This is a genomic window from Vibrio hyugaensis (assembly GCF_002906655.1).
In the GTDB taxonomy this organism is placed as follows: Bacteria; Pseudomonadota; Gammaproteobacteria; order Enterobacterales; family Vibrionaceae; genus Vibrio; species Vibrio hyugaensis.
The window spans coordinates 3,352,588-3,378,557 of record NZ_CP025794.1 but is presented as its reverse complement, the minus strand read 5'-3'; the positions used below and the strand labels follow the sequence as shown (position 1 = coordinate 3,378,557).

The following is a 25,970-nucleotide window of genomic DNA, read 5'->3' as shown; positions in this document are numbered from 1 at the left end:
TATGGATAACAAACGCCGTCAGTTTTTGAAATCTGGCATTGCAGTGGGCGGGCTTGGTGCCTTTGCTGCTGGTTATGCAACTACCACAAAACACATGGTAGAAGGAGCTATTCACGGCACTGCGGGTGAGAAAACCCGTGATATTCACCACGGCAACTCACTTGAGCCCGAATACAAGGTGAACGACAAGGGCAACTTAATTCCAAACCCAAATCAGCGTGTTGCCCCATCAATGTGTTTTGGTTGTTGGAGCTTATGTGGCTTGCGCGTTCGTATCGACAATCGTAACGACGAGATCCTGCGCATTTCGGGTAACCCATACCACCCGCTATCACATCAACAGCACATTCCATTTGAGACGCCAGTAAAAGACGCTTACTTGAGCATGGCGGGTGAAAACGGTTTAGAAGGCCGTTCCACAGCGTGTGCTCGTGGTAACGGCATGATGGAAATTCGTAATAGCCCTTACCGTATTACCCAACCACTGAAACGTGTGGGTAAACGTGGTGAAGGCAAATGGGAACCAATCAGCTACGAGCAATTGGTGGATGAAGTGGTCAACGGCGGCGATCTGTTTGGCGAAGGTCATGTTGAAGGTTTGAAAGACATTCGCGACCTCACTACCCCTGTTGATCCGCAAAACCCAGAATACGGCCCGAAAGCTAACCAACTTCTGGTGACCAACGCAGGTAACGAAGGTCGTGATGATATCTTCAAGCGCTTTGCTTTTAACAGCTTTGGTACGCGTAACTTCGGTCACCACGGATCTTATTGTGGCTACGCATTCCGTGCAGGCAGCGGTGCTTTCATGAATGATTTGGATAAGAACGCTCACTTAAAGCCGGACTTCGATAATGCCGAATACGTTATTTTTATTGGCATGTCGCCAGCACAGGCGGGTAACCCGTTCAAACGTCAGGCTCGTCAGCTAGCCAAAGCGCGCACCGAAGGTAAACTGGAATACACCATCATCACGCCGAGCTTGCCAGCAGGTTCATCAAGCCTTGCCGCAGGCGACAACAACCATTGGATGCCAATCAAACCGGGCACCGACTCTGCCTTGGTTCTTGGCATGATTCAGTGGATCATCGCCAACGAACGCTACAACAAAACCTTCCTTGCTCAGCCAGGAGCAACGGCGATACAAAGAGTGGGCACGGCACATTGGTGTAATGCCACTCACCTTGTGATCAGCGATGAATCTCACCCACGTCACGGGCATTTCTTGCGTGCATCTGAAATGGGCATGCCATTTGAAGGGGAAGCACTGTCAGAGACAGATCCATACGTGATTGTCGATGCGCAAAGCGGCGATTTGAGCATGCACAAACAAGCTGGAGAAGCGGCATTATTTGTCGACCAAGATGTTGAATTGGCTTCTGGTGTCGTTCGTGTCAAATCATCATTGCAACGTTTGAAAGAAGAAGCGTTTAAATACGATCTGGACTTCTACAGCGAGCAATGTGAGATCCCTGTGGACCAAATCATCGCGCTAGCAAAACGCTTTACCAGTCATGGCACTAAAGCGGTTGTTGATACCCACGGCGGCAACATGCACACCAATGGTTTCTACAACGCCTTCACCATCATGATGCTTAATGCCTTGATTGGTAACATCAACATGAAAGGCGGCGCGATGGCAAAAGCAGGTGGTTATCCAACATCTGCGGCAGGCCCTCGCTACGACTTCACTAAGTTTGAAGGCAAAGTGGGACCAAAAGGCGTGTTCCTTTCACGCAGTAAATTCCCTTACCAGAAAACTAGCGAATACAAACGTCGCGTGGAGGCGGGAGAATCCCCTTACCCTACTCGTGCACCTTGGTATCCGTTTGCAGCACCTTTGCTTACCGAGCATCTATCGGCGGCGATCGATGGTTATCCATACCGAGTGAAAGCGTGGATCAACCATATGGCGAACCCAATCTATGGCGTACCGGGTTTAAAAACGCTGCTTGAAGACAAGCTAAAAGATCCAAAGCAGCTTGGTTTGATTGTTTCTGTCGATGCCTTCATCAACGAGACAACGGCACTATCGGACTACATCGTGCCAGATACCGTCACTTACGAAAGCTGGGGCATGGCATCGCCTTGGCATGATGTTCCAGTAAAAGCAGTGACGGCTCGCTGGCCAATCGTGGAAGCTCGCACAGAAAAAACCGCCGATGGTCGCAGTATTTGTCTGGAGAACTTCCTGATTGATATCGCCAAAAAGATGCAACTGGGCGGCTTTGGTGACAACGCCATCAAAGACACGGAAGGTCGTTTACACGGTATTCACTCTGCTGAAGACTTCTATCTTCGCTCAGCAGCCAACCTTGCCTACGTTAAAGGCGGTGTACCAGAAGTGAGCGCAGAAGACATCGCTTGGTCTGGCCTTGAACGCCTATTGCCGAGTATGCAAAAAGCACTAACACCAGATGAGATGAAGCGCGTGGCGTACATTTTTGCTCGTGGTGGTCGTTTTGAAAACGCCACAGAAGCCTATAAAGGCGAGCAAATGAAGTACAAGTGGACACGTCCTGTCGCGATTTGGAACGAGCGTGTTGGCAGCGCAAGAAACACCATGACGGGAGAGTTCTACAGCGGCTGTCCGACTTGGCATCCACAAAAGCTCGCAGATGGCACGCCACTTGAGACTCAATACCCGAAAACCGAGTGGCCGTTCAGTTTGACCAATTTTAAATCGAACATTCACAGCGCGGTCTCCAACCTATCCCCTCGTTTAAGTTCGATTAAAGGCGTTAACCCGGTCTACATCCATCCAGCGGATGCAGCAGTGGCTGGCATTCAAACCGGTGATCATTTCGTGATTGAAACACCAGGAGCCAGCACCAAAGCGCTTGCGATGGTGGTGTCTGGTATTCGCCAAGGTACCCTAGGTTTTGAACATGGCTTTGGTCATACAGAGCTTGGTCAGCGCGCGCACTGGATTGGTGATAAACAGCAACCAGTGAAAACCAGCGGTCATGATGGCGTCAACATCAACGACATTGGTTTGATTGACCCAACACGTGAAGGCAAAGGCGTAATGCTGGATTGGGTTGTCGGCGCGGCGGCACGTCAATCTCTACCTGCGAAAATTCGCAAAGTATAATCCACTCAAAACGAAACACAATCATCAGGCTTCTTTCTGTTACAGGGAAGAAGCCTGTTTTGTACTGAATGCCCATTCTCAAAATTGCTCTTCACATAATTTATGTGGATTTCCACAATAGCCACAACTAATAACAATACTCACAATACTGCGCTCAAATAATAATCAAAAGTGAGTCAGCATGTTTCGTAGCATTTCTTTGGTTGTACTTTTCTGGAGTACCGCCAGTTTTGCAGCCTATTCTGCCCCTGTTCCAGAACACGGTGAGATTTGCACCGGATGTCATGGTGTTGATGGTAAAGGCCAAGCTGGTATTGCGCCTATGCTTGCCGGACTTCAACCCGATTACATGGAAAACCAACTGGAACTTTTCTCTAGCGATAGACGCCACAATATCATCATGAAAGGCATGGCAGATGAACTTGCTGCTCCCAAGCTTCGAGCAGAGGTACTGAAATACTTTGCTCAATTGCCAACATGGGAATTTACTGACCTTGAACAGCGTGGCGATCAAGCCGATATCGCGAACCCTTACCGAAAATTAGTCTATCAAGGCGATTGGGATCGAAATATTCCCGCCTGTTCAACTTGCCATGGCGCAAGTGGCATAGGTGTAGATAAGTTCCCACGTCTTGCTAGCCAACAAGCCGATTACCTGCAAAACCAACTTCATGCTTGGAAGAACGGCACACGAAGCGGTGACCCACTCAATATGATGGGCAGCATCGCGAAAAAGCTCACCGATAAAGAAATCGAAAACCTGTCTTACTACTTCGCTTCTTTGCGTTATGAGGAGTCGAAATGAAACTGATTTATTCCCTACTTCTTGCTGGCATGTCGACTGCTGTAAGCGCAGCAAGTACAAAAAACAATGAGCTCCCAGACCGCCAAACAGAATTGCCAGCAACAGAAAAACACGCGGATACCAAATATCTAAAACCGCGCGATCTCAGCACGATTACTAATGATGAATTCGGTCAAAAAGTGAAGTATGGCTATTCATTGTTTGTAAACTCCCAGCAAATGCGTGGGCGTTATGTGGGTAACGAGCAAAACTGTGTAAACTGCCACATGGAAGCCGGACGAAAAGCCAATGCCGCACCACTCTGGGCTGCGTACATGGCTTACCCTGCTTATCGAAAAAAGAACGATAAAGTGAACAGTTACGCCGATCGTATTCAAGGTTGCTTTACTTACTCAATGAACGGCAAACCACCAACAAAAGATTCAAAAGAACTCGAAGCACTTAGCGCTTACGCATATTGGTTAGCCATGGGAGGGTTACTGGATCAATATGGTATGCAGGAGACACCTGTACCTGCCATTAGCACCAAGCAATTACTGACGGGTGGTAAAACAGAAAACTTCCCTTTGCCAGAGAAAATCGCCAACGCGTTACCAACAGATAAACGTGGCACCCTAGCGGGCCGAGGTTATCCAAAAATTGAGAATCCAGACTTAGATCCTTCTCCAAAGCGTGGCGCGCAAGTTTACGTCGACAACTGCGCGGCATGTCATGGAGAGAGCGGACAAGGTATTCACGATGAAAACGGCCGCTCTTACATTCCACCTTTATGGGGTGAATACGCTTACAACTGGGGCGCAGGCATGCACCGCATCAACACTGCGGCTTACTTCATCTACGAGAACATGCCTTTGGGCAAAAGCGTTCAATTGAGTAAACAAGATGCATGGGATGTCGCGGCTTATATCAACAGCCACGAACGACCACAAGACCCTCGCTACAAAGGTGATTTACAAGCAAACGCAGCGAAGTACCACAACCACCAAGGGTACTACGGCAAAAAAGTGAATGGTCATGTTTTAGGCAGCAAGGCCTTCCCGCCAACTACGGTAGATTAAGCAAGAGCTTCAATTCGACTAAAAGCGTGTTCACCTGAGCACGCTTTTTTGTTTTAAAACCTTGATACACCGCCGCTATTCTCAATTGGGTGTTTGAGTTCATCCGCCACGCATTGTTAAATGAAGCAAATTTCAGATCCTGAGTTCCCTATGGCTACCATCAAAGACGTCGCAAAAGAAGCTGGCGTATCCATTGCAACCGCGTCTCGCGTCATCAATAACGCACCTCACACCAGTGACTCCGCGATTGTCGCCGTCAAAGAAGCGATGAAGAAACTAGGCTACCGTCCGAATGCCAATGCGCGCGCACTGGTCAGTAAATCGTCCAATGCGATCGGGGTATTGGTCAACGACGTTTCTGCGCCCTTTTTTGGCACCATGGTTAAAGCCATCGACACCATTGCCAGTGAGCAAGAGAAACAGCTTCTGATTGGCAGCGGCTATCATGATGCCGTGAAAGAGCGCAACGCGATCAACTTGTTGATCAACAGCCGCTGTGAATCTTTAGTCGTGCACAGCAAAGGCATGACGGATGCCGAGTTAACCACGCTTGCCAATGAAATTCCGGGCATGGTGTTGATCAACCGTATCGTGCCAGACATCGCTTCGCGCTGTATTGCTTTGGATAACCGCAAAGGCTCTTACATTGCCACTGAGCATTTGATTCGCAATGGACACAAACACATTGGCTATATCTGTTCAGGGCACGATATCGAAGATGCACGCGATCGCCGCGAGGGTTATCTTGATGCTCTGCGAGATAACGGCATTGAGATTCGTGAAGAATACATCGAATACGGCGAGCCAGACGAAACCGGCGGTGAACAAGGCATGGTAAACCTGATGGCGAAGAACACACCAATCACTGCTGTTGCTACCTACAATGACTACATGGCCGCAGGTTGCATGACGTTACTGCAAGAAAACGGCATCCGTATTCCTGAAGACATGTCAGTGATTGGATTCGATGATGGCCATATCGCGCGCTATATTTACCCTCGCTTGACGACCATTCGTTACCCAATTCAAGTCATGGCAAATGAAGCGGTCAAACTCTCACTTCAGTTAGTCAATAACGAAGAAGCCGAACGCACAGAACACAAATTGTTCATGCCAATTCTGGTCAGACGTGCTTCTGTTGGCAATATCAAATAACCTCAAACCAGCCTCACCGGCTGGTTTTTTCTATTAAACAGGTAAGAAGCTTGTAAAACATCCCCGCAAAAACAAGCGCATATCTTGAAAAAGGGTTATTCTTAGTGATTAAAAGTACGAAATAATAACTGAATGAGCATTCAACCCAATTCACGCCAATTAGTCTCCTGTGAGGAGTGCGGCTTGGTCGTTCGTATCCCAGATATCGAGCAAGGTCAAAAAGCGCAGTGCCCTCGTTGCGAACATTCGCTTACCAAAGTGAACGCGAAACCGTATCAAAGCGTCATTGCTGTATCGGTGGCTTGCTTGATCACCTTAGTTTTAAGTATCTCCTTCCCGTTTATGTCATTCAGTGTTCAAGGATTATCTCAAGAGATTACCTTGATGCATGCAGCTAAGATGTTAGCCGAGTTTCATAACGCATTACTCGGGGCTTTGCTTCTGGCGACCGTCGTGGTGCTGCCCGCAATCTACGTCGGGTTAATTCTGTTCTTACACCTTGAAGCCTTGAAGTCACTCAAGCACCCATTGGGTAAGAAGCAGATTCACATGGCGAAAACCCTGTGCCGGATCTTATTCCGTGTTGAACCATGGTTGATGGTCGATGTGTTCCTGATCGGTGTCTTAGTGAGCTTAATTAAAATCGCCTCTCTAGCAGAAATTGGGATGGGTAGTTCGTTTTGGGCATTCTGTGTCTACACCGTACTGGTCGTGAAATGTATTTCAATGGTCGATAAGAGCTGGCTGTGGGGACACTTCATTCCTGCGATTGAGCTGCCAAATGTGAAAGAAGGTGATACGCACCACAATGAAAACCACATTGGTTGTCACACCTGTCATCAACTCAACCCTATTGAAGATAAAAAACATCAAAAGTGTCTTCGTTGTGATAGCCCAATACACAAATACAACCCTACAGACAGCATGCAGAAAGCATGGGCTTTACTATTTGCGGCAATCATTTTCTACGTTCCAGCGAACCTTTATCCGATGATGTATACCGTCAGCCTCGGTCATTCTGAAGGCTCGACCATCATGGAAGGTGTGGTTCTTCTGTGGCAACTGGGCTCCTACCCTATTGCAGCGGTTATCTTCTTCGCCAGTGTGTTTATCCCAATGGCAAAAATGCTGGCACTCGCTTGGCTGTATTTCAACGCTCAAAAAGCACAATACTTGCCTCCTGAAGAAAGTATTTCACGCTTGAAAATCTACCGAATTACAGAATTTATCGGTCGTTGGTCGATGATTGATATTTTTGTTGTCGCTATTCTGGTTGCGCTCGTTCAGTTGCAAAACCTAATGGCGATTTACCCTGGTCCAGCAGCGCTTTCATTTGCTGCTGTGGTCATACTCACCATGCTCTCTGCAATGATTTTTGACTCGCGTTTGTTGTGGCAATTACCACAAAACGAAGCGCAGGAGCCAATGACTAATAACTTAAATGAGAAAGCCAAATATGAGTGATGAGAACAAGGCAACCGCTCAAATAAAACCGCAAAAGCAGGTCTCTGCGATTTGGATCATTCCGATCCTTGCGTTAGCGATGGGAGCGTGGATGCTGTTCCAATACATCAACAGCACAGGGCCAGAGATCACACTGAAATTACCAACGGCAGAAGGTATTGAAGTCGGTAAAACGGAGATCAAAGCACTGAACGTAAAAGTGGGCGTGGTTACTGACGTTAAACTCAGCGAAGACTATGACCACATCATCGCTACAGCACAAATGAACAAAGACGCGAAACGCATGCTGCGTGAAGACTCCATGTTCTGGGTCGTTAAGCCTCGTATTGGTCGTGAGGGCGTGTCAGGTTTAGAAACCCTGTTATCTGGTGCCTACATTCAACTTCAACCAGGCAATTCTCAGGTCGAAAAAGAGCATTTTGATGTTCTCGATGTGCCACCTGTCGCTTCCCCTGACGCAGAAGGTCTACGCATTGTTTTGACGCACCGCGAAGCTGGAAAACTTGGCGTTGGTGACCCAGTGATCTACAAAGGCTTTACCGTTGGTCGAGTTGAAACCACTAGTTTCGATGTCGACACTCGCCGCGCTTTGTACCAACTGTTTATCTTCAAGCCATATGACAGTCTTGTGCGTACCAAAACTCATTTTTGGTTGAGCTCAGGTGTCGATTTACAGCTTAATGCGGAAGGATTTGAGGTGAAGTTCGGTTCACTAGAAAGCATGATTACGGGCGGCGTAACCTTCGATACCCTGCCAGGAATGGGCGCAGGAAATGAGCTTAAAGAAGACATGACACACTTCCGCTTGTTCGATGATGTCAAACAAGTGCGCGAAGGCATGTACGATGAATACATTCAGTTTGTGATGATGTTTGAAGAGTCTGTTCGTGGTCTGAAAGCTAAAGCACCCGTTGAATACCGTGGTTTACGCATTGGTACCGTTATCAAAGTGCCTATGCGAATGCCAACGCCAGAAGAAGACTTCTCCGCGAAGAAAATCCCAGTGCTTGTACGTATTGAGCTTGGCCGAGTTTATGAAAATTTACCATCAAGCCAACTTCCGAGGTTCAAAGAGAAACTAAAAGAAGAGTTTGCCAAAGGTCTTCGCGGTACGCTGAAAACGGGTAACTTGTTAACGGGTGCGCTGTACATCGATGCGGATTTCTATCCTGATGATGAACCTTACGTGCCGAGCCAATTTGAAGATTTAGATGTCTTCCCAACCAAACAAGGTGGCTTTGCTCAGGTTCAACGCCAAGTGAATGACTTCCTAACCAAGCTAAACAGCTTACCAATGGAAGACACATTGAACTCACTGAACAAGACATTGAAGAACTCGGAAAAAACGCTTGCTTCAGCAGAGCGTGTTGCGAGCAGTGTGGATCGTCTTCTCAACCAAGAAGACACCAAAGCGATTCCAGCCGACATTCGTAAGAGCCTAGAACAGCTGCAAAGAACATTAGATGGCTACGGTCCGAACTCCACCATGTACAGTGAAATGGAATCAACACTGAAAGAGCTTGAAAAAGTAATGACTGAGTTCAAACCAGTTCTAAAACAATTGAATGAAAAACCAAACTCATTGGTGTTTGGTGAAGATGAAGTGAGCGATCCAATTCCAGCGAGAGGGCAAAAATAATGAAACGCGGACTGTTATTGATTTCTGCCCTATTGGCAGGCTGTAGTAGTGCTCCTGAAGACACAGGCGCTTTGTATGTCTTACCGGAAGCAAGCTCAGCAAAGGTAAGCGATACCATGATTGCACAGCGCCCACAACTTGTGGTTCGCCCAGTTGAATTGGCAAGCTATCTTGCCGACAGTGGCATTGTGTATCGCGCTTCAGAGACTCAGATCATCCAAGCGAAACACAATCAGTGGGCGCACAGCATCTCTGAGCAAATCACGACGCGTGTAATCGACGAACTACGTAGCAAGCAAAGCCAATACTGGCCGGTAGAAGTGAATAACCTGCTCGACCAGAGTGACGAGAGCAAGCTTCAATTGTCACTAAGTAAGTTCAATGGCAGCTATGAAGGCAACGCTGAAATCGAAGGTGAATGGCTCATTGTTGATGCTAACGGCAAAGTGAAGACTAGCGCACCGGTCAAAATCAGCATGCCTTTACAAGATGAAGGCTACGATGCGCTTGTCGATGCACTATCGGTGGGTTTGAACAATCTGACAGATCAAATCGCCGCTCAGCTATAACGCTCCTCGCCCATTCAGTTCTCTGAGTGGGCGACTGTTTCTCCCCTTGTTTTCCCGATACACTGTAACCCTGCCCTTTTAGTGAGTGATAAAGAATGAAAGACATGCGACAAGCGTTGCTCGATGCCGGATTGCATTTGATCAATGAACACGGCTTTGCTGGTGTGGGTTTAATGAAGATCATTAACGAAGCAGAAGGTACTAAAGGGTCGTTTTATCACTACTTCAAATCAAAAGAACACTTCGGTGCGATTTTGCTTCACGACTACTTTGAAACGCACCTTGAGCGTCTCGAACGTTTTTTGAGTGACGAATCCAAAGCGCCAAGCGAACGCGTACAAGCCTACTTTGATGATTGGTGCGTCGTTAAGTTGACCGACGATTTTCGTATTCAATGCTTGGTCGTCAAACTCGCTGGTGAAGTCTCTGGTCACGACACTGAAATGCAAAGTGAAATGGCTGCCGGCACTAAGAAAATGATTGAGAAAATGACGACTTTCTTTGAGCGCAGCAATCAAGAAGGCACGCTTTGTTTGTCTGTTCCGGAACAAACAGCAAAAACACTGTTTAGCTTGTGGTTGGGTTATACCTTGCTTGCGGCAATGCAAAAGGATCGCGCAATTTTAGATGATGCAATGCAAACCACCGTCAAGCTTCTAAACGAGTAAGCAGAACCTCTCACATACTCGGCAAAACACAGCGCAGCACGTCAGTAGAAATCATCAAGATAAAGACAACAAAGCCAGCATTTCGCTGGCTTTATGTTTATTAAATGGGTAATGCTAATTCCCGACCCCACCGACGGTTTCTGCAGGTGTTTCTGGCGTCACTGGAGGCCACTTTTTGAAGGTTTCCAAATGCTGCTGAACAGCGGCTTGGGCAGGCCCAAAGGCCCACATTTTCTGCCCCATCCATTTTAAGTACATACCGGATTCTTCTTCCGCTCGTTCATAAGGATCTTGGCGTAGGTTGAATAACAGTGGCGCATTCAACTCTTCTTTCGGACCACTCCAACCATGGTTTTGTACCACAAAATGCGCTTTCCAATCCCCCACACGAACGGCTTGCAGTTTATCGCGCTCATAGTAAAAGATTTCATTGCGATTAGATTTGCCGTTGTTGGTTAGCATTTCCATTTGGTTGTAGCCATCAAGGTGTGCTTTGTGGCCTTTGTAACCTTTCAGCATTTGCTGTTTTAAATCAGCAGGACCACCAGCTGCTTCGACCAAGGTAGGCAGTAGATCCATCCCATCAAACATACCATTGCTGACTTTATTTGCTGGGATTTTTTCAGGCCAACTGATCAAGAAAGGTGCTCTAACCCCACCCTCCCATGTTGTGCCTTTCTCACCATGGAATGGCGTCATACCACCGTCTGGCCATGTCATGATCTCAGGCCCATTATCGGCGGTGAAGATCACTATGGTGTTGTCAGCAACGCCGAGCTCTTCAAGCTTCGCAAGCATTTCTCCAACGTGGTCATCGAGGTCTTTCATTACGACCTCTTGCAAACCCCAACCGTTAGTGCCAAGCATCGCTTCATATTTCGGAGAGAGATGCGTCCATACATGACCTCTTGATGGGCAGTACCAAGTAAAGAAAGGTTTTTCAGCCTTCACCGCACGTTCAATAAAATCGATCGCATGCTTGTTGACCTCATCATCAAGAGTACGCATTCGCTCAATGGTGAGAGCGCCATCATCTTTAATCGACTGGCCACCTTTTCCATCGGCTTTCGCATGAATGACATTACGTGGCGCAAACTTTTGGAAAGCTTCATCCTTCGGCCAATCAGGATCTTCTGTGTATTCCATTGCGTTTAGGTGGTAAAGCCAACCCCAATACTCGTCAAAGCCGTGCATGGTTGGAAGAAACTCATCGCGGTCACCTAAATGGTTTTTTCCAAACTGCCCCGTAACGTAGCCAAGCTCTTTAAGTAACTCAGGGAGAGTTGGAGTATTTTGGTTAAGCCCAACAGGACCACCAGGTAGCCCGACTGTGTGCATGCCTGTTCTTACTGGTAATTGCCCAGTTAGAAAAGCAGAACGCCCAGCAGTACAAGATGGCTGGGCGTAATAATCGGTAAGTAACATGCCTTTTTCAGCAATGCTATCGATGTTTGGCGTCTGGCTACTCATCAACCCACGGTGATAAGCGCTGACGTTAGAGACACCAATATCATCAGTAAATATCACGAAGATATTGGGTTGGTCCTGCGCTGCAGTTGCAGCGAAGGACATCAATGAAGCCAACCCTAGCGCTATACGACGAAGTATCCCTTTCATAGATTTTCCTTATGCTGTTTGCTCTTCTTTTCTGATCATCTTCAGCCCCACCAAGCCAAAGCCGAACTCCAAAAATAGATACACGACTAACAACCAATGCGGCATTCCGTCTACTAGCAAACTCAAGAGCCTTCCCATCGCTAAGCCCCACATAAAAATGACCAAGCTATACAGTGCAGGTAGACGATATTTGGTGCTCATCGCCCCCATTACCCAAAACATAGCGAGCGCTAAATACAATCCCATGACCGCTCGGAAAATGTGGCTAACATTCACCGAGGATGCATCAATCCCAAATAAAAATGAGAGCGAGTCAACCGGTGAAAAACCATAAGAAAGTGCAATTGGGGTAAGACCTGCCGCAGCTAAGAGAAGAAAAATACTTTGAATTTTCATGACGTCTCCTGATTCGCTGTTTCACATACAGCGTAGTTAAATTAACAAATTAAACAAGTTGCATAATTAATGCATTTTTGAAAGAGGCTTGATGAAGCCTGTGTGTCTTTAAGCAAACATCAATAAAGGCGCCAAAATACACAAACCGGATAGCAGTACGTTTTCGATTTTCATCTGGGATTCTCCGTCAAATGTCATTCCATCGACGTTGAATGTTGAACGCGTTACCACGCTCTTCGATGGTTAAAGAATACACAATACAAACCGGTCGGTCTAGAGTTATTTACAAAAAAGATCTCAGCTCGATCATAGAGAATCGGTATCACGCTGAATTGAAAAGAAAGTTATCCATAAACCTGAGATTTTGAATTACTGCAATCCATGCTCTACGCTAATTTTGTGCAATTCATTTAATAACGATTACAAACACGGACGTTGATATGGCTAAGATGACCTTCCCTTCTATCGCCCTTATTTCCTCGCTTGCAGTGGCTCCAAACGCAATAGCAGAAGATACGCAATCCCCACCAAGCAACTGGCAACACAGTGTCGAGATCTACATGCTCGCCTTAAATATCAATGGTGATACCACCATGGGTAACTTCTCTTCCAGTCTCGATGTCGATCCAAAGTTCATCATGGATCATCTCGATATTGGCGCTATGGCAAGACTTGAAGGGGTATATCAAAACAAATGGGGTTACTACATCGATTACAGTTTTATGGACCTCAGTGGTGACGTAAATAACCTGTCAGGTATTCTCCCAAATGTCAGTTATCGTGCTGATTTGGAAATCCGCCAAGGCGTTCTCGAAGCAAAAGCATTTCAGCGTGAAACCTACTCCTTCGGCATGATCGATTACATGTTTGGCTTACGTTGGTGGGATAACGACATCAAGGGCAAGGTTTACCGCAACGATAATCGTATTCTGGTGGATAGACTCAACATCAAAGAAGACTGGGTTGATTTTCTAATGGGTGTTCGATGGATCAATGACCTAACCAAAGATTGGCGCTTTCATGCCAGCTTGGATGCCGGTTTAGGTAAAGACACCAACTTTACCTATGCGACCCAATTTGGTTTGCGTTACCACATTAATGATTGGTCAGACGTTAACCTCGCTTACAAATCCACTTGGGTTGATTACGTAAACAAAGGAACTTTTGAATACGATACCGCCTCGCATGGCTTCTTAATCGGTCTTGGTTTGTACTTTTAATCACTTTAGGGCGAAGTGTTTCGGCACTTCGCCCTGAACTCACCTAAGCTAAAAAGGATGAAACAACACAGTATCGTTAGATGAGCAAATTGGAAATTATCTGGCCGGACTATTACCACCCTAAGCACTCTCATATGCACGTATGTAACCAGATAGAAATCCCTGAATCACCAGAAAAGGTTTGGCAACATTTAGTACGAGCACCAGCATGGCGACATACCAAAACGATGGTACAAATACTTAATGGTGACCATACCTTATGTAAAAATACGATGTTCCGTTGGAAAACCTCTACCGTTGACTTTCACTGTACTGTCGTTGAATACGTTCCGAATCAACGCTTAGCTTGGAGAGGAAAGAAAGGCGATGTAAACATGTATCATGCATGGGTACTTGAACCAACCAACATTGGCTGTAACATTATTACCGAAAGCACGCAGCGAGGAGGTATGACTTGGCTGACCAAATACTTTTCCCAAAGTAGCCTAAAAAACTACCATCGAAAATGGTTAGAAGAATTGTGTATGCAATCTCATGAGAATGGTAATAAATAGCCTCTAGGTTAGACTCTCCCTTTGTTCGCCTTTCCTTTCATGCTCAATAAATACGCTCCACCTGATCTCAATCATGTTTGTGGCACTTAGCTTGAGATACCCTTAGCGAAAATTATAAAACCCAGTCACATGGTCAATAGATAAGGCGCTTGAGCAGCAATGTCGATTAATATTTCAGATCTAACTACAGCACTGAGTAAAGTGGAACATATCCATAAAGTTCAATTAGAGAATGTGCATCAATTCTTTAAAGCTAATGAGACTTTCTCAGTGGAAACATTTAGCCAAATCGTCTCTAGCGATTCTATCGATGAACGCTTTAAGACCATCGATAAAGAATTTGCTCCGCTCGGTGATGTGAAAACTTACTTGCTGGAAGCTTCTTTCCTAGTAAGCTAAACACCTCGAGAATAAAAAAGCCCCGACTCAATCGAGTTTCGGGGCTTTTTACTAACTACTTACTAAATAACTAATTTGCTGAAAGCTTATAACGATCGTCGATAACCGTTACTTCAGGGAACGCTTTGCGGCTCTTCATCGCTTTCTCTGTTTCTTTCTTAACCGATGTATCTAACCAAAAGTTACCAATGTCCATCGGATGCAAAATCCATTCGGTATTTTTTGTCATACCGTCGCTAGCAATCTTAACCCAACGCCAGTGAGCATAACGTGTATATGGCACCATGTAGCCTGGAACAATCACATTCGCATCGCCGATGTATTTTTGGATCTGACGAGACAAGTCGTAGCGTTTTTGTTGTTCAAACTCATTATCATATGCTTCAATCAGCTTATCTAGCTCTGGGCTGCTGTAGTTGGTGTGCGCGTTCGTTTGTGGTTTGTTTGCGTTATCTGAATGGAAATATTCCCAGTAAGCAGGAATCTCACCAGAGCCCATATTCAAGAAAGCTAGTTGGTGTTTTTTCTCCAGAATGTATTTAAACGCCGAAGAACCATCAACAAGGTTTAAGGTAAACTCCAAACCTGCCAACTTCGCTTGCTCTTTTAAGTACGCAATACGTGGAGTGTGTGAGTTGTAACCGTAGGTAATCGCAAAACTCAAACGCTCACCTTTATCATTGACGCGGATACCATCCGAACCAATTTTATCAAAGCCGGCTTTCTCGAAATGTTTTACTGCCTCTGCAGCATCAAACTTCGGTGGTGTGTTGCTTGGATCATCATACTCACCGTGGCCAAAACCAAGACCATGTGGCTTACGAGAGTAGTCACCACGCATGATGTTTGCGATCATACCGTCGTAGTCTGTTGCTGCCATCACACCTTTACGCACTTCTAAGTTGTCTAGCATCGGCATTGCCGTGTTCATCCACAGACCACCCGCCCCCTGAGGCGACTGGTTGAAGCCCCAGTATTTCTGTACATAGCCTTTCTTGTACACTTCACTGTCTGTTTTATCATGCCAGAAGTTAGGTAACACCATCTCGAAGTAGTCTAAATTGCCCTTCTCGAAGTGCTTCATCGCGATGTCTTCATCACGAATCACGGTAATACGAACCTTGTCTACATTGTAACGATTTTTGTAGTAACGGTTGTTATAACCCCACCAATCTTCACCAACGTGTTTAAACGTCACGCTCTTACCTTTCTTTACTTTATCAATGTAATAAGGTGCCGCGGTAGGCTCTGATTTGAAGTTGAACTTACGAACAAAGTTGTCCGGCATACCATCTTTGTTTTCGTCTTTTTCCCCTTCAAAAAAGTGCTCTGGGCGAGGCTGAAAACCATTACTTGGCATGTTGATCAGAACCATCAAAGCATCTTGGCTCTGTTCCACAGCAAGGTTTACTTGGATGGTGTAGTCATCGATTTTCTCTACGCTTACAATGCTTGTTTTAAAGAAATCGTTGTACCACGGATCAATGATGTCTTCTGACGTGTAGTACTTCATCATAAACACGTAGTCATCGGCAGTTATCTTCTCACCATCAGACCATTTTGCCGCTTCATCTAGCTGAAAATAAACCGTCTTAAAGTCGTCACCAAATGCCCATGCTTTCGCCAATTGAGGGATCCACTTGCCAGTATTAGGATGGCGCTGAGCAAGCTTTGGCGTTCCGTCCATTAAGTATTGACGCAGGCCTGAGTTAGCATCAGGACCGACACTACGCAAAGTTTGAGGAAAACTCGGAATATAGGTGCGGTATGTTCCACCTCGTACCGCTTCTTCTGAAGCAAACAGAGGCTCATTATTGTTTGAAATCCATTCTACCTCTGCTGGTAGCTCAGCCGCGCTAACTTGAAAGCTGGTTGCCATCAATGTTGCCAGTGCTGCAAATGGCAGGGTTTTTATCATTGTATTCTTCCTTGTTGTGTTTACGCGGTAAGACTAAATGGAGCGACAACAAGTGAATCTCGGAGAGGCTATGCCAAGGCACAGTAAAGGAAATAATAAGCGCTAATACCAAGTGAATTCCTATCCACTTTACATATTAATATCAGAGAGTTTCACGAGGTCATCCTAGACCTTACAACGCAGTGAATGCATCAACCTCATAGTATTCGTTACACATTTGTAACGCAACCCATCCATAACACATGCTTGCAATTTCACATCATCACAGCGAGTTATGTTACCAAAGTGTGATCGTAGCAGTCCTATCGCCTAATCTAACACTATCCGACGATATTCAATTCAAGCTTACACCTCAGATTTTCTGCGTTACAAAAACAAAAAAGGTGAAGCATTTCCACTTCACCTTTCCATCTTCCATTTCAACAATGTTTACATATTCGCCAAGTTATCGTTGATGGATTTAAGCACTGCTGCTGGGTCGGTAGCTTGAGTAATAGGACGACCAATCACTAGGTAGTCTGAGCCTGCTTGAATCGCATCGACTGGTGTCATAATACGACGTTGGTCGCCTTGTTCAGAACCTGCAGGACGAATCCCAGGAGTAATGAGCTTAAACTCTTTACCAAGCTCACTCTTAAGCATTGAAGATTCCTGAGCTGAACAGACTACGCCGTCTAGGCCAGAGTTCTTAGTTAGCGTTGCAAGGCGGACCACCTGCTCCTGAGGAGCCACGTTTAAGCCAATCCCAGCTAAGTCGCTTTGTTCCATACTGGTCAGTACCGTTACACCAATCAATAACGGGCGATCTGTACCATACGGCTCTAGGATTTCACGGGAAGCTGCCATCATACGCTCACCACCGCTTGCGTGAACGTTTACCATCCATACACCCAACTCAGCGGCTGCTCGCACGGCTTTTGAACACGTATTCGGGATATCGTGAAATTTCAGGTCTAGGAACACAGAGAACCTACGTTTATGAAGTTCACGTACGAAATCAGGACCAAATAGTGTAAACATTTCCTTGCCTACTTTTAGGCGACATGACGCAGGATCAATTCTATCTACGAATGCAAGCGCATCAGCTTGGTTATCATAATCCAGTGCGACAATAACTTTTTGGTCGATCATTTCATCTCCTAACTATTTTTTGGTTCTTATAAAATAAAGCTTAAAAAAATGCAGCGGACAGAAACTCTGCCAGCTGCATTAAAATTATTCACCGTCCAATCCGCGGATTGGCTTGATCGTCCCCCATCCTTTACAAGATGGACAATGCCAGTAAAGGGAATGGGTTGAGAAGCCACACTTCCTGCATCGGTAATGTGGCTTCACTTTTAACTGTTCACCAACCATGGCTTGCAGTGTCGATAGACTGTCCTTTGCACGACCGTCTTCTGCTTCTGCAATATGGTAATCAATAAGGCGGTAAAAGCCTTTCATGGTTGGGTTTTTCAGTAGTTGTTTCGTCAACAGCTCTTGCGCGGCACCAACACTCTCATGATGCGCGACAAGTTGCGCCAACATTAATTCGGACGATACACCCGCCTTTTTATCGATACAGGCACGTAAGAATTCTACGAGTTCATCTTCCTGACCTAAGTGGTGGTAACACTCAGCAATCGTTGGTAGGACATCACTAATAAAGTCTTTATCTTGCTCAAGCACGCCTGTCAGGTACTTGATGGTGTGCTTGTAATCTTCTGACTCTAAATACACCCGGCCAAGGGCAATGCTCGCACGAACGCATTTAGGGTCTTCTGACAGTGCTTTCTTGAAATGTTGAATCGCTTTACTGATGTTACCATCGGCTTGGTCAAGCATGGCTAACTCACACCAGAAATGTGCAATGTTGGCACGAATACGAGTGCGCTTCTTACCCATCTTCGCCAACTGGTTTGCGTAATGAATGGCTTTTTCCCACTCACGCGTTTGCTGGTAGATGGTGACAAGCTGCTGAAGTGCACTTTCACGATGGTCTGGCTCCTCCACTAACTGTTCAAAGATTTTTTCTGCACGGTCTAAGAAACCAGAGGCCATGTAATCTTTAGCGAGCTGCTGAAGTGCGAGATTCTTCTGGTCTAGCGTGAGGCCAGAACGAGAAATGAGATTTTGGTGGATTCGAATTGCTCGGTCGACTTCACCACGAGAACGGAAAAGATTACCCAACGCTAGGTGAGTATCTATCGTTTCGTTATCAACTTGGAGCAATTCAATGAAGTGGTCAACCGCCTTATCTGATTGATCAGATAGAAGCAGGTTAAGACCCGTCACATACTGACGGGATATCTGATGAGATTGCTTCTGCTTGTCTTGCTGAGCGCTACGGTGGCCCATGTACCAGCCATAGGCGGCGGCTATTGGCAATAACAAGAAGAGTAGTTCAAGCATTAAAGTTAAGCCTTATCCTTATGCCTGTTTTTCTACTGCTGGTTTTGCAGGTTGTTCTGCTTCAGCGGGCTCATACTTTTTAAGTTTCTTTTTCAGACGACGCACTTGCAGTTGAGTTTTGAACTGAACACTAGCAAAGATAACCCAAGCTATGCCAAAACCAACGACAAACACTACACCCAGCAGGGTTGATAGGTGGAACTCACCTTTCGCCAGAAGATAATTAAAGGTAACGATCTCTTGGTTTTGAGAACCTAAAGCCAGTGCAATTAAAAAGAGAGCTAAAACAGCAATGATTTTTATAATTTTCATGTTACATCACCCTTCGAGGAGTAAGTAGGTAAGATTATGCAGTAAAATGTTTCTTCAGACCATGTATATTACCAATAATCTAGTTATAAAAAAGCGGCATACACGAGAGTATGCCGCTTTTTCAAACTAATAAGAGAGCCTTAGCTATCCATATTTACGCGTTCACGAAGCTCTTTGCCTGGTTTGAAGTGAGGAACGTATTTACCTTCCAACTCCACCTTGTCGCCCGTTTTAGGGTTGCGACCTACGCGAGGCTCGCGGTAATGAAGAGAAAAACTACCAAAGCCACGGATCTCAATACGGTCACCGGTCTCTAGTGTAGAGGCCATGTGCTCTAAAATATCTTTTACAGCATCTTCTACCTCTTTCGCTGATAAATGTGTTTGCTCAGCGCAGAGTCTTTCAATCAGTTCAGACTTAGTCATAGTTGCCCTCTTTGAGTATCTTTATCACTCATTATAGTAAGTAATACTAATTCCAACAAACACTTGCTATCAATTCTAGACAAATTTTACACAAAATGTGCAATCAAAAAATGTCTTTTTTTAGCATAGTTTATCAACATTAGTATTACTACTTAGTTTATAGCAAGCATAAAAAAGGAGCCTTGCGGCCCCTTTTTAGCTTAAGCGAGTAAATTATTCGCCTTTAGCAGCTTTGAAAGCGTCAGCCATTGCATTACCAAAAGCAGCTTCGTCTTGCTTGTTGATAGATGCCATTGCTTCTTGCTCATCAGCTTCATCTTTAGCTTTGATAGATAGGTTGATTACGCGGTTCTTACGGTCTACACCTGTGAACTTCGCTTCAACAACATCACCAGCACTTAGGATTAGAGAAGCATCTTCTACGCGGTCGCGTGATACTTCAGAAGCACGGATGTAACCTTCAACGCCTTCTGCGATTTCAACTGTAGCGCCTTTAGCGTCAACAGCAGTTACAGTAGCGTTAACTAGAACACCTTTCTTGTTGTCAGCAACGTAAGCATTGAATGGGTCGTTTTCCATTTGCTTAACGCCTAGAGAAATGCGCTCACGCTCAGCGTCTACTGCTAGAACAACTGCAGAGATCTCGTCGCCTTTCTTGTACTCACGTACAGCTTCTTCGCCAGCAACATTCCAAGAAATGTCAGATAGGTGAACTAGACCGTCGATGCCGCCTTCTAGACCGATGAAGATACCGAAGTCAGTGATAGACTTGATCTTACCAGTAACTTTGTCGCCTTTAGCTTGTGCTTCAGCGAATGACTGCCATGGGTTAGCTTTACACTGTTTCAGACCTAGAGAAATACGACGACGTTCTTCGTCGATCTCAAGAACCATAACCTCAACTTCGTCGCCAACATTAACAACTTTAGATGGGTGGATGTTCTTGTTAGTCCAATCCATTTCTGAAACGTGTACTAGACCTTCAACGCCTTCTTCGATTTCAACGAAGCAGCCGTAGTCAGTTAGGTTAGTTACGCGACCAGTTAGTTTGTGACCTTCTGGGTAACGCTTAGCGATTGCTACCCATGGATCTTCGCCTAGTTGCTTAAGACCTAGTGATACGCGAGTACGCTCACGGTCGAACTTAAGAACTTTAACTTGGATCTCGTCACCAACGTTAACGATTTCAGATGGGTGCTTAACGCGCTTCCAAGCCATATCTGTGATATGTAGAAGACCGTCAACGCCACCTAGGTCAACGAACGCACCGTAGTCAGTAAGGTTCTTAACGATACCTTTAACTTCAGAACCTTCTTGTAGAGTTTCTAGAAGCTCGTCACGCTCAACGCTGTTCTCAGATTCGATAACTGCACGACGTGAAACAACTACGTTGTTACGTTTTTGGTCAAGTTTGATAACTTTGAACTCTAGCTCTTTGTTTTCTAGGTGAGCAGTGTCGCGGATTGGACGTACGTCTACTAGAGAGCCAGGAAGGAAAGCACGGATACCGTTTAGTTCAACAGTGAAACCGCCTTTAACTTTACCGTTGATGATACCAACAACAGTTTCAGCTTCTTCGTAAGCTTTCTCAAGAACGATCCAAGCTTCGTGACGCTTAGCTTTCTCACGAGAAAGTTGAGTTTCACCGAAACCATCTTCAACAGCGTCTAGAGCTACGTCTACTTCAGCACCAACTTCAACTTCAAGTTCGCCAGCAGCGTTCTTGAACTGTTCAGCAGGGATAGCAGATTCAGACTTAAGACCAGCGTCAACAAGAACGAAACCGTTCTCGATAGCTACTACAGTACCTTTAACGATGCTGCCTTGTTGGAATTCTGTTTCGTTTAGAAACTCTTCAAAGAGTTGAGCAAAAGATTCAGTCATTTATTTAATCTTCAATAAATTAAACGTCCACGGGTATCCTACCGCATGGGGTTATTAAATTCGCCAGTCATCATCCTTGCGACCAACGCTCTTAGTCTAGCCGAGTGTTATTACTCAGCTAGCTTCGATTCGATATATTGTAGTGCCTTTTCTACTACTTCGTCGATACTCATCGACGTAGAATCTAGCACAAGCGCATCCTCTGCAGGGCGTAGTGGTGCCACTGGGCGGTTACGATCGCGATCGTCACGCTCTTGGATCTCGCTCAAAAGGTCAGCAAATCTAACATCTAACCCTTTCTCTTGCAACTGTTTAAGGCGTCGATTTGCACGCTCTTCTGCGCTCGCATCAAGGAAAATTTTCGCTTGTGCATTCGTGAATACGACCGTACCCATATCACGGCCATCAGCAACCAGACCCGGAGCGGTCTCAAATGCACGCTGACGGCGCAATAATGCTTCACGAACGCGTGGCAGAGCTGCTACTTTAGACGCCGCCATCCCCGTTTCTTCTTTACGAAGCTCACCAGAGACGTCTTCGCCTTCTAGAATCACTTTTACTAGGTCACCTTCAGCAATAAACTGAACGTCTAGATGAGTAGCAAGTGGAACAAGCGCATCTTCTGACTCAGTGTCTACGCCGTGGTGAATCGCTGCGAGTGCAAGTACACGATAAATTGCGCCAGAATCAAGAAGATGAAAGCCCAACTTCTTCGCCAGCAACATACATAAAGTGCCTTTACCTGCACCACTAGGTCCATCTACGGTAACAACCGGAGTTTGAGAGGACATGTTTTTCTCCACGTTGATGTGCGAATTTCGGTGCTTCCACCCAAATTCATTTCATTCTTAATTTTACGGTGCGGGAGTATATACCTAATAGCCTCAGGATACCATTTCTTTGCCCTCTCCTCGGCTCAGAATTTGCCGTTTTCTCTGTTTTGATTCTTTCTCTTTAAGCGCAATACCAAATGACTAATTTTCTCTAAGTTTCATTTTTCCGACCCGATCACATATTAGTAATACAATATTATTGTATATTAAATCATCTTATCGACGACCCTATAAAAATTGAGAACACAATATGAAGAAATTAGCGCTTACTTTTCTTGCTGCCAGCATTGCCTCTGCGTCTGCTATGGCTGCAACTTCGTCCAATGAATTAGCGAGCAAATATGAGCTAGATCCGACAAAGGCTCCAGCTCAAAACTTTGATATGACGAATTGGAAAATTACCTTGCCTGAACTAACTAAAGAAGGTGAACGCAAGGGTAAAGCATTAGAAATAGCCAAAGATGAGCTGGGCAATACAGAAAACCCTTATGTTCACCCTGAGTGGTTCTATACCAACAAAGAAACAGGCGCCGTGGTTTTTGTTGCACCAAATGAAGCACCGACCACTCCTAATAGTAAGAACACCCGTAGTGAACTTCGTGCCATGCTTGCTACGCACTACGGTGAGCCAAAAAACAACTTTGTCGTCGCTTCTCACCCAAATGCTGCTGAGTATGGTGCGATTGGTGGCGAGCTAAACGCGACCCTATCTGTTGACCAAGTAAGTACAAGTGGCAACTACAAAAAGAATGGCGCATTCGCTGTCGTGATTGGCCAAATTCATGGCTCTGACAATGAGCCTTTAAAGATTTCTTACCGAAAACTGCCTGAGCATGAATACGGCTCTCTTTCGTGGAACTACGAGTTAAACCCAACCAAAGAACTTCAAGACGCGAAAGATGAAAATGGTAAGAAACTTCGCCAAGACATCCGCCACAACGTGTTCGGACAATACAACTTACGTAAAGGCGACGCAGACCCACAAGACGGCATCAAACTGGGTGAAATCTTCTCATACAGCGTGAATGTGGAAGGTGAGATCATGCACCTGACTTTCACTAAGAACCCTGGTGAGAAAAATGAAGTCACTAAGACATTTGATGTGAATCTAGCAGAAGGCAAATACCAAGGTCATGAAGTAGACCAAGGCTATGGTAACGATTGGATGTATTACAAAGCCGGTGCTTACAACCAATGTAACACGAAGAAGAGTAGTTCAGACTGTGAATGGCGCGGCATGGAAGCGGGTGATTATGCTCAAGCAAGCTTCTATCAGTTAGAACTGAACCAATAACGGTTAGAGCTGAACTAACAACCCTCAGCGGAAACAAAAAAAACCAACTAAACAGTTGGTTTTTTTTGTTATTTCTTAAACATTACACAATTGGCTTTTGACCACGCTCTGCAAGTTTAAGCACAACACTGTCTGCTACTTTGCCTGCAACACCGGCAAGCTTGTCTGCCAGTTTTTTCTTCTGTACGTAATGCACTGCTAGTACGGTTTTCTCTTTGCATGCCGCAACAACCAGATCGTCAGAAGTGCTGATTTCATCCACCAGCCCTAGCTCTTTCGCTTGCGTACCAAACCAGTGCTCACCGGTTGCGACTTTTTCAAGTTCTAGCGCTGGGCGACGTTCACTGATGAAATCTTTGAACAGTACGTGTGTTCCTTCAAGTTCTTGTTTGAACTTATCACGCGCTTTGTCGGTGTTCTCACCAAACATCGTTAGTGTACGCTTGTACTCACCAGCTGTTAGCTGCTCATATTCGATATCGTGTTTTTTCAACAGTTTGTTGAAGTTAGGGATCTGCGCGATAACGCCGATAGAACCTACAATCGCAAACGGCGCAGACACAATCTTGTCTGCCACACATGCCATCATGTAGCCACCACTTGCTGCCACTTTGTCGACAGAAATCGTCAGAGGCAGACCTGCAGCTTTGATTCGATCAAGTTGAGAAGATGCTAAGCCATAGCCATGGACCATACCACCACCAGACTCTAGACGAAGCAGCACTTCATCGCCTTCACGAGCTACCGCTAATACTGCAGTGATCTCTTCACGTAGAGAGCCCACTTCTTTTGCATCAATACTTCCGTTGAAGTCCAACACGAACAGATGCGGTTCGCGCTTGCTATCAAGAGAACCTTCTTTGCTCGCTTGTTTGATTTCTTTCCCACGAGATTTGTTCTTTTCTTTCTCTTCCTTCTTAGCCGCTTTATCACGAGCTTTGATGAAAGCGTCATCGTGCAGGTGATGTTCTAACTGTTCGATTGCATCTTTATGACGCTCAGAAAGATTGGTGACTTCCAATTCGCCTTTCGCAGCACCCGATTTACCACCCGCCGATTTTGCAATAATCAGCAGCACAACCACGGCCGCAACAACGGTGATAATCTTGGCTAAAAACAGACCATAATCTAATAAAAATTCCAATGAGAGTTCCTCTATCTCATACCAGTAATAGTCATCAATATGTTACGTAGAAAAATCAGAGAGAAGGCAAGAAAATCAGTAACCTCTTGTTCTGATTGATGGTGTTCAAATAACATACCGGACAACCGTTCTGGAATTGGTATAACACATGAATTGGTGTATTGTAACCAACTTGTCACGATTACCAAGATTTTCCATTGAGAAACAGGCGCATTTCTACACCAAGATGACGTCTGTTCGTCGGAATTAGATACAATAATAAGGATTAACTACCGTGAACTACTCCGTTTCAGCAGATGCCCTAAAAGGTAAAGTCATTCTTGTCACTGGTGCAGGCAATGGTATTGGTCGCCAAGCGGCACTTTCTTACGCTCAGCACGGTGCGACTGTGATTCTACTTGGTCGAAACGTTCAAAACCTTGAATCCATCTACGATGAAATCGAATCTGCAGGTTACCCTCAACCCGCGATCATTCCACTTGATCTAAAAGGCGCAACTAAGCAGCACTACATCGATATGGCAGAAACCATCGAAGGTCAGTTTGGTCGTTTGGATGGTCTGCTGCACAACGCCGGTGTTTTAAGCACTCTGTGTCCGTTTGAGCAAATCAATGAAGAAGATTTTGACGACATCATGCAAATCAACGTGAAAGCAGAAGTCTTGATGACTCAGGCACTGCTGCCTATCATGCGCAAATCAGATGCTGGTCGTATTGTCTTTACCTCTTCAACGGTTGGCCATTCAGGCCGCGCTTTCTGGGGTTCCTACGCTATTTCTAAATTTGCCGTCGAAGGCATGATGCAGGTTCTCGCCGACGAACTGAGTGACACACCAATGCGAGTTAATGCCATTAACCCTGGTGCAACCCGTACTCGTATGCGTGAAAAAGCCTACCCTGGTGAAGATTCAAATACATTAAAAACACCTTTAGATATTATGCCGTTGTACCTGCATTTAATGGATCCAGCCGTCACTGATGTCAACGGTCAGTGTATTGATGCACAACCAAAGCGTAAGTGATAAATTCTCACGACCTCGCATAATCGATTGAAAAGGCAGCAAACGCTGCCTTTTTTCGTATTTCTGCCTATAAAAATCTTGCGACTTTCCATCACAGAAATATACTGTAC

Annotated in this window: 23 protein-coding genes; 13 read left to right on the top strand and 10 right to left on the bottom strand. The window is 45.5% G+C overall.

What is annotated here, in order from left to right:
* Position 1: 1 nt before the first annotated feature.
* The 8 genes from C1S74_RS16565 to C1S74_RS16530 all read left to right on the top strand — a co-directional run bounded on the left by C1S74_RS16565 (position 2) and on the right by C1S74_RS16530 (position 10,452).
* Positions 2 to 3,094 (top strand): tetrathionate reductase subunit A, encoded by a 3,093-nt coding sequence (locus tag C1S74_RS16565; protein WP_045395688.1) that lies wholly within the window; start codon positions 2 to 4, stop codon positions 3,092 to 3,094.
* Positions 3,095 to 3,275: 181 nt separating this feature from the next.
* Complete coding sequence (locus C1S74_RS16560; protein ID WP_045395685.1) at positions 3,276 to 3,899, top strand: c-type cytochrome; 624 nt, start codon at positions 3,276 to 3,278, stop codon at positions 3,897 to 3,899.
* Positions 3,896 to 4,957 (top strand): c-type cytochrome, encoded by a 1,062-nt coding sequence (locus C1S74_RS16555; protein WP_103415305.1) that lies wholly within the window; start codon positions 3,896 to 3,898, stop codon positions 4,955 to 4,957. The genes C1S74_RS16560 and C1S74_RS16555 overlap by 4 nt, the downstream gene beginning before the upstream one ends.
* A 150-nt stretch (positions 4,958 to 5,107) precedes the next feature.
* Positions 5,108 to 6,112 (top strand): substrate-binding domain-containing protein, encoded by a 1,005-nt coding sequence (locus C1S74_RS16550; RefSeq protein ID WP_045395783.1) that lies wholly within the window; start codon positions 5,108 to 5,110, stop codon positions 6,110 to 6,112.
* Between the two features lie 132 nt (positions 6,113 to 6,244).
* On the top strand, positions 6,245 to 7,576 hold the full coding sequence (locus C1S74_RS16545; protein WP_045395684.1) for a paraquat-inducible protein A: 1,332 nt from the start codon (positions 6,245 to 6,247) through the stop codon (positions 7,574 to 7,576).
* Positions 7,569 to 9,215, top strand: coding sequence for an intermembrane transport protein PqiB (pqiB, locus tag C1S74_RS16540; RefSeq protein WP_045395683.1), 1,647 nt, complete (start codon positions 7,569 to 7,571; stop codon positions 9,213 to 9,215). Before C1S74_RS16545 ends, pqiB begins: the two co-directional genes overlap by 8 nt.
* The gene (locus tag C1S74_RS16535) at positions 9,215 to 9,784 is read left to right on the top strand and encodes a PqiC family protein (RefSeq protein ID WP_045395681.1); all 570 of its coding nucleotides are present in this window, start codon (positions 9,215 to 9,217) and stop codon (positions 9,782 to 9,784) included. The genes pqiB and C1S74_RS16535 overlap by 1 nt, the downstream gene beginning before the upstream one ends.
* Before the next feature lie 95 nt (positions 9,785 to 9,879).
* Complete coding sequence (locus C1S74_RS16530; protein WP_045395679.1) at positions 9,880 to 10,452, top strand: TetR/AcrR family transcriptional regulator; 573 nt, start codon at positions 9,880 to 9,882, stop codon at positions 10,450 to 10,452.
* Between the two features lie 114 nt (positions 10,453 to 10,566).
* Here C1S74_RS16530 and C1S74_RS16525 read toward each other — a convergent pair whose 3' ends face one another.
* Both C1S74_RS16525 and C1S74_RS16520 read right to left on the bottom strand, forming a co-directional pair.
* The gene (locus C1S74_RS16525; protein WP_038895312.1) at positions 10,567 to 12,069 is read right to left on the bottom strand and encodes an arylsulfatase; all 1,503 of its coding nucleotides are present in this window, start codon (positions 12,067 to 12,069) and stop codon (positions 10,567 to 10,569) included.
* Positions 12,070 to 12,078: 9 nt separating this feature from the next.
* On the bottom strand, positions 12,079 to 12,465 hold the full coding sequence (locus C1S74_RS16520) for a DUF4345 domain-containing protein (RefSeq protein ID WP_020197185.1): 387 nt from the start codon (positions 12,463 to 12,465) through the stop codon (positions 12,079 to 12,081).
* Positions 12,466 to 12,905: 440 nt separating this feature from the next.
* Between C1S74_RS16520 and C1S74_RS16515 the strand changes: the two genes are divergently transcribed.
* The 3 genes from C1S74_RS16515 to C1S74_RS16505 all read left to right on the top strand — a co-directional run bounded on the left by C1S74_RS16515 (position 12,906) and on the right by C1S74_RS16505 (position 14,638).
* The gene (locus C1S74_RS16515) at positions 12,906 to 13,685 is read left to right on the top strand and encodes a hypothetical protein (RefSeq protein ID WP_045395676.1); all 780 of its coding nucleotides are present in this window, start codon (positions 12,906 to 12,908) and stop codon (positions 13,683 to 13,685) included.
* A gap of 80 nt (positions 13,686 to 13,765) precedes the next feature.
* Positions 13,766 to 14,239, top strand: a complete 474-nt coding sequence (locus tag C1S74_RS16510) for an SRPBCC domain-containing protein (protein ID WP_045395673.1) — start codon at positions 13,766 to 13,768, stop codon at positions 14,237 to 14,239.
* A 159-nt stretch (positions 14,240 to 14,398) separates the two neighbouring features.
* Positions 14,399 to 14,638, top strand: a complete 240-nt coding sequence (locus C1S74_RS16505) for a hypothetical protein (RefSeq protein ID WP_045395670.1) — start codon at positions 14,399 to 14,401, stop codon at positions 14,636 to 14,638.
* Positions 14,639 to 14,708: 70 nt separating this feature from the next.
* On the opposite strand, the gene C1S74_RS16500 is transcribed toward C1S74_RS16505, so the two are convergent.
* The 7 genes from C1S74_RS16500 to cmk form a co-directional block, all read right to left on the bottom strand.
* Complete coding sequence (locus C1S74_RS16500) at positions 14,709 to 16,556, bottom strand: extracellular solute-binding protein (RefSeq protein WP_045395667.1); 1,848 nt, start codon at positions 16,554 to 16,556, stop codon at positions 14,709 to 14,711.
* A 429-nt stretch (positions 16,557 to 16,985) separates the two neighbouring features.
* Entirely contained in the window at positions 16,986 to 17,687 is a 702-nt protein-coding gene (pyrF, locus tag C1S74_RS16495; protein ID WP_045395664.1) for an orotidine-5'-phosphate decarboxylase, read from the bottom strand.
* An 84-nt stretch (positions 17,688 to 17,771) separates the two neighbouring features.
* Positions 17,772 to 18,947: a lipopolysaccharide assembly protein LapB gene (lapB, locus tag C1S74_RS16490; RefSeq protein WP_045395661.1), complete on the bottom strand. Its 1,176-nt coding sequence runs from the start codon at positions 18,945 to 18,947 to the stop codon at positions 17,772 to 17,774.
* Positions 18,948 to 18,965: 18 nt separating this feature from the next.
* On the bottom strand, positions 18,966 to 19,259 hold the full coding sequence (locus tag C1S74_RS16485) for a LapA family protein (RefSeq protein ID WP_045395658.1): 294 nt from the start codon (positions 19,257 to 19,259) through the stop codon (positions 18,966 to 18,968).
* A gap of 140 nt (positions 19,260 to 19,399) precedes the next feature.
* Positions 19,400 to 19,684, bottom strand: a complete 285-nt coding sequence (gene ihfB / locus C1S74_RS16480) for an integration host factor subunit beta (RefSeq protein WP_038869491.1) — start codon at positions 19,682 to 19,684, stop codon at positions 19,400 to 19,402.
* A gap of 213 nt (positions 19,685 to 19,897) precedes the next feature.
* A complete protein-coding gene (rpsA, locus tag C1S74_RS16475) occupies positions 19,898 to 21,568 on the bottom strand; it encodes a 30S ribosomal protein S1 (RefSeq protein WP_005533588.1) in 1,671 nt (556 codons plus the stop codon).
* A gap of 110 nt (positions 21,569 to 21,678) precedes the next feature.
* Positions 21,679 to 22,359: a (d)CMP kinase gene (gene cmk / locus C1S74_RS16470; protein WP_038869490.1), complete on the bottom strand. Its 681-nt coding sequence runs from the start codon at positions 22,357 to 22,359 to the stop codon at positions 21,679 to 21,681.
* A gap of 292 nt (positions 22,360 to 22,651) precedes the next feature.
* On the opposite strand from cmk, the gene C1S74_RS16465 reads away from it, so the two are divergent.
* On the top strand, positions 22,652 to 23,695 hold the full coding sequence (locus tag C1S74_RS16465) for a polysaccharide lyase family 7 protein (protein ID WP_045395656.1): 1,044 nt from the start codon (positions 22,652 to 22,654) through the stop codon (positions 23,693 to 23,695).
* A gap of 82 nt (positions 23,696 to 23,777) precedes the next feature.
* Here C1S74_RS16465 and sohB read toward each other — a convergent pair whose 3' ends face one another.
* The gene (sohB, locus tag C1S74_RS16460) at positions 23,778 to 24,839 is read right to left on the bottom strand and encodes a protease SohB (protein ID WP_045395653.1); all 1,062 of its coding nucleotides are present in this window, start codon (positions 24,837 to 24,839) and stop codon (positions 23,778 to 23,780) included.
* A 274-nt stretch (positions 24,840 to 25,113) separates the two neighbouring features.
* On the opposite strand from sohB, the gene C1S74_RS16455 reads away from it, so the two are divergent.
* Positions 25,114 to 25,860, top strand: coding sequence for a YciK family oxidoreductase (locus tag C1S74_RS16455; RefSeq protein ID WP_045395650.1), 747 nt, complete (start codon positions 25,114 to 25,116; stop codon positions 25,858 to 25,860).
* The last annotated feature ends 110 nt before the right edge of the window (positions 25,861 to 25,970 follow it).

Excerpts from the sequence above, each read along its gene's own strand:
- C1S74_RS16525 (WP_038895312.1), bottom strand. The coding sequence starts at position 12,069 with ATGAAAGGGATACTTCGTCGTATAGCGCTAGGGTTGGCTTCATTGATG.
- C1S74_RS16550 (WP_045395783.1), top strand. The coding sequence starts at position 5,108 with ATGGCTACCATCAAAGACGTCGCAAAAGAAGCTGGCGTATCCATTGCA.
- C1S74_RS16530 (WP_045395679.1), top strand. The coding sequence starts at position 9,880 with ATGAAAGACATGCGACAAGCGTTGCTCGATGCCGGATTGCATTTGATC.
- C1S74_RS16535 (WP_045395681.1), top strand. The coding sequence starts at position 9,215 with ATGAAACGCGGACTGTTATTGATTTCTGCCCTATTGGCAGGCTGTAGT.
- C1S74_RS16565 (WP_045395688.1), top strand. The coding sequence starts at position 2 with ATGGATAACAAACGCCGTCAGTTTTTGAAATCTGGCATTGCAGTGGGC.
- C1S74_RS16505 (WP_045395670.1), top strand. The coding sequence starts at position 14,399 with ATGTCGATTAATATTTCAGATCTAACTACAGCACTGAGTAAAGTGGAA.
- pqiB (WP_045395683.1), top strand. The coding sequence starts at position 7,569 with ATGAGTGATGAGAACAAGGCAACCGCTCAAATAAAACCGCAAAAGCAG.
- lapB (WP_045395661.1), bottom strand. The coding sequence starts at position 18,947 with ATGCTTGAACTACTCTTCTTGTTATTGCCAATAGCCGCCGCCTATGGC.
- C1S74_RS16485 (WP_045395658.1), bottom strand. The coding sequence starts at position 19,259 with ATGAAAATTATAAAAATCATTGCTGTTTTAGCTCTCTTTTTAATTGCA.
- rpsA (WP_005533588.1), bottom strand. The coding sequence starts at position 21,568 with ATGACTGAATCTTTTGCTCAACTCTTTGAAGAGTTTCTAAACGAAACA.
- C1S74_RS16545 (WP_045395684.1), top strand. The coding sequence starts at position 6,245 with ATGAGCATTCAACCCAATTCACGCCAATTAGTCTCCTGTGAGGAGTGC.
- C1S74_RS16520 (WP_020197185.1), bottom strand. The coding sequence starts at position 12,465 with ATGAAAATTCAAAGTATTTTTCTTCTCTTAGCTGCGGCAGGTCTTACC.
- C1S74_RS16560 (WP_045395685.1), top strand. The coding sequence starts at position 3,276 with ATGTTTCGTAGCATTTCTTTGGTTGTACTTTTCTGGAGTACCGCCAGT.
- C1S74_RS16555 (WP_103415305.1), top strand. The coding sequence starts at position 3,896 with ATGAAACTGATTTATTCCCTACTTCTTGCTGGCATGTCGACTGCTGTA.
- ihfB (WP_038869491.1), bottom strand. The coding sequence starts at position 19,684 with ATGACTAAGTCTGAACTGATTGAAAGACTCTGCGCTGAGCAAACACAT.
- C1S74_RS16465 (WP_045395656.1), top strand. The coding sequence starts at position 22,652 with ATGAAGAAATTAGCGCTTACTTTTCTTGCTGCCAGCATTGCCTCTGCG.
- pyrF (WP_045395664.1), bottom strand. The coding sequence starts at position 17,687 with ATGATCGACCAAAAAGTTATTGTCGCACTGGATTATGATAACCAAGCT.
- C1S74_RS16500 (WP_045395667.1), bottom strand. The coding sequence starts at position 16,556 with ATGATAAAAACCCTGCCATTTGCAGCACTGGCAACATTGATGGCAACC.
- C1S74_RS16515 (WP_045395676.1), top strand. The coding sequence starts at position 12,906 with ATGGCTAAGATGACCTTCCCTTCTATCGCCCTTATTTCCTCGCTTGCA.
- cmk (WP_038869490.1), bottom strand. The coding sequence starts at position 22,359 with ATGTCCTCTCAAACTCCGGTTGTTACCGTAGATGGACCTAGTGGTGCA.
- C1S74_RS16510 (WP_045395673.1), top strand. The coding sequence starts at position 13,766 with ATGAGCAAATTGGAAATTATCTGGCCGGACTATTACCACCCTAAGCAC.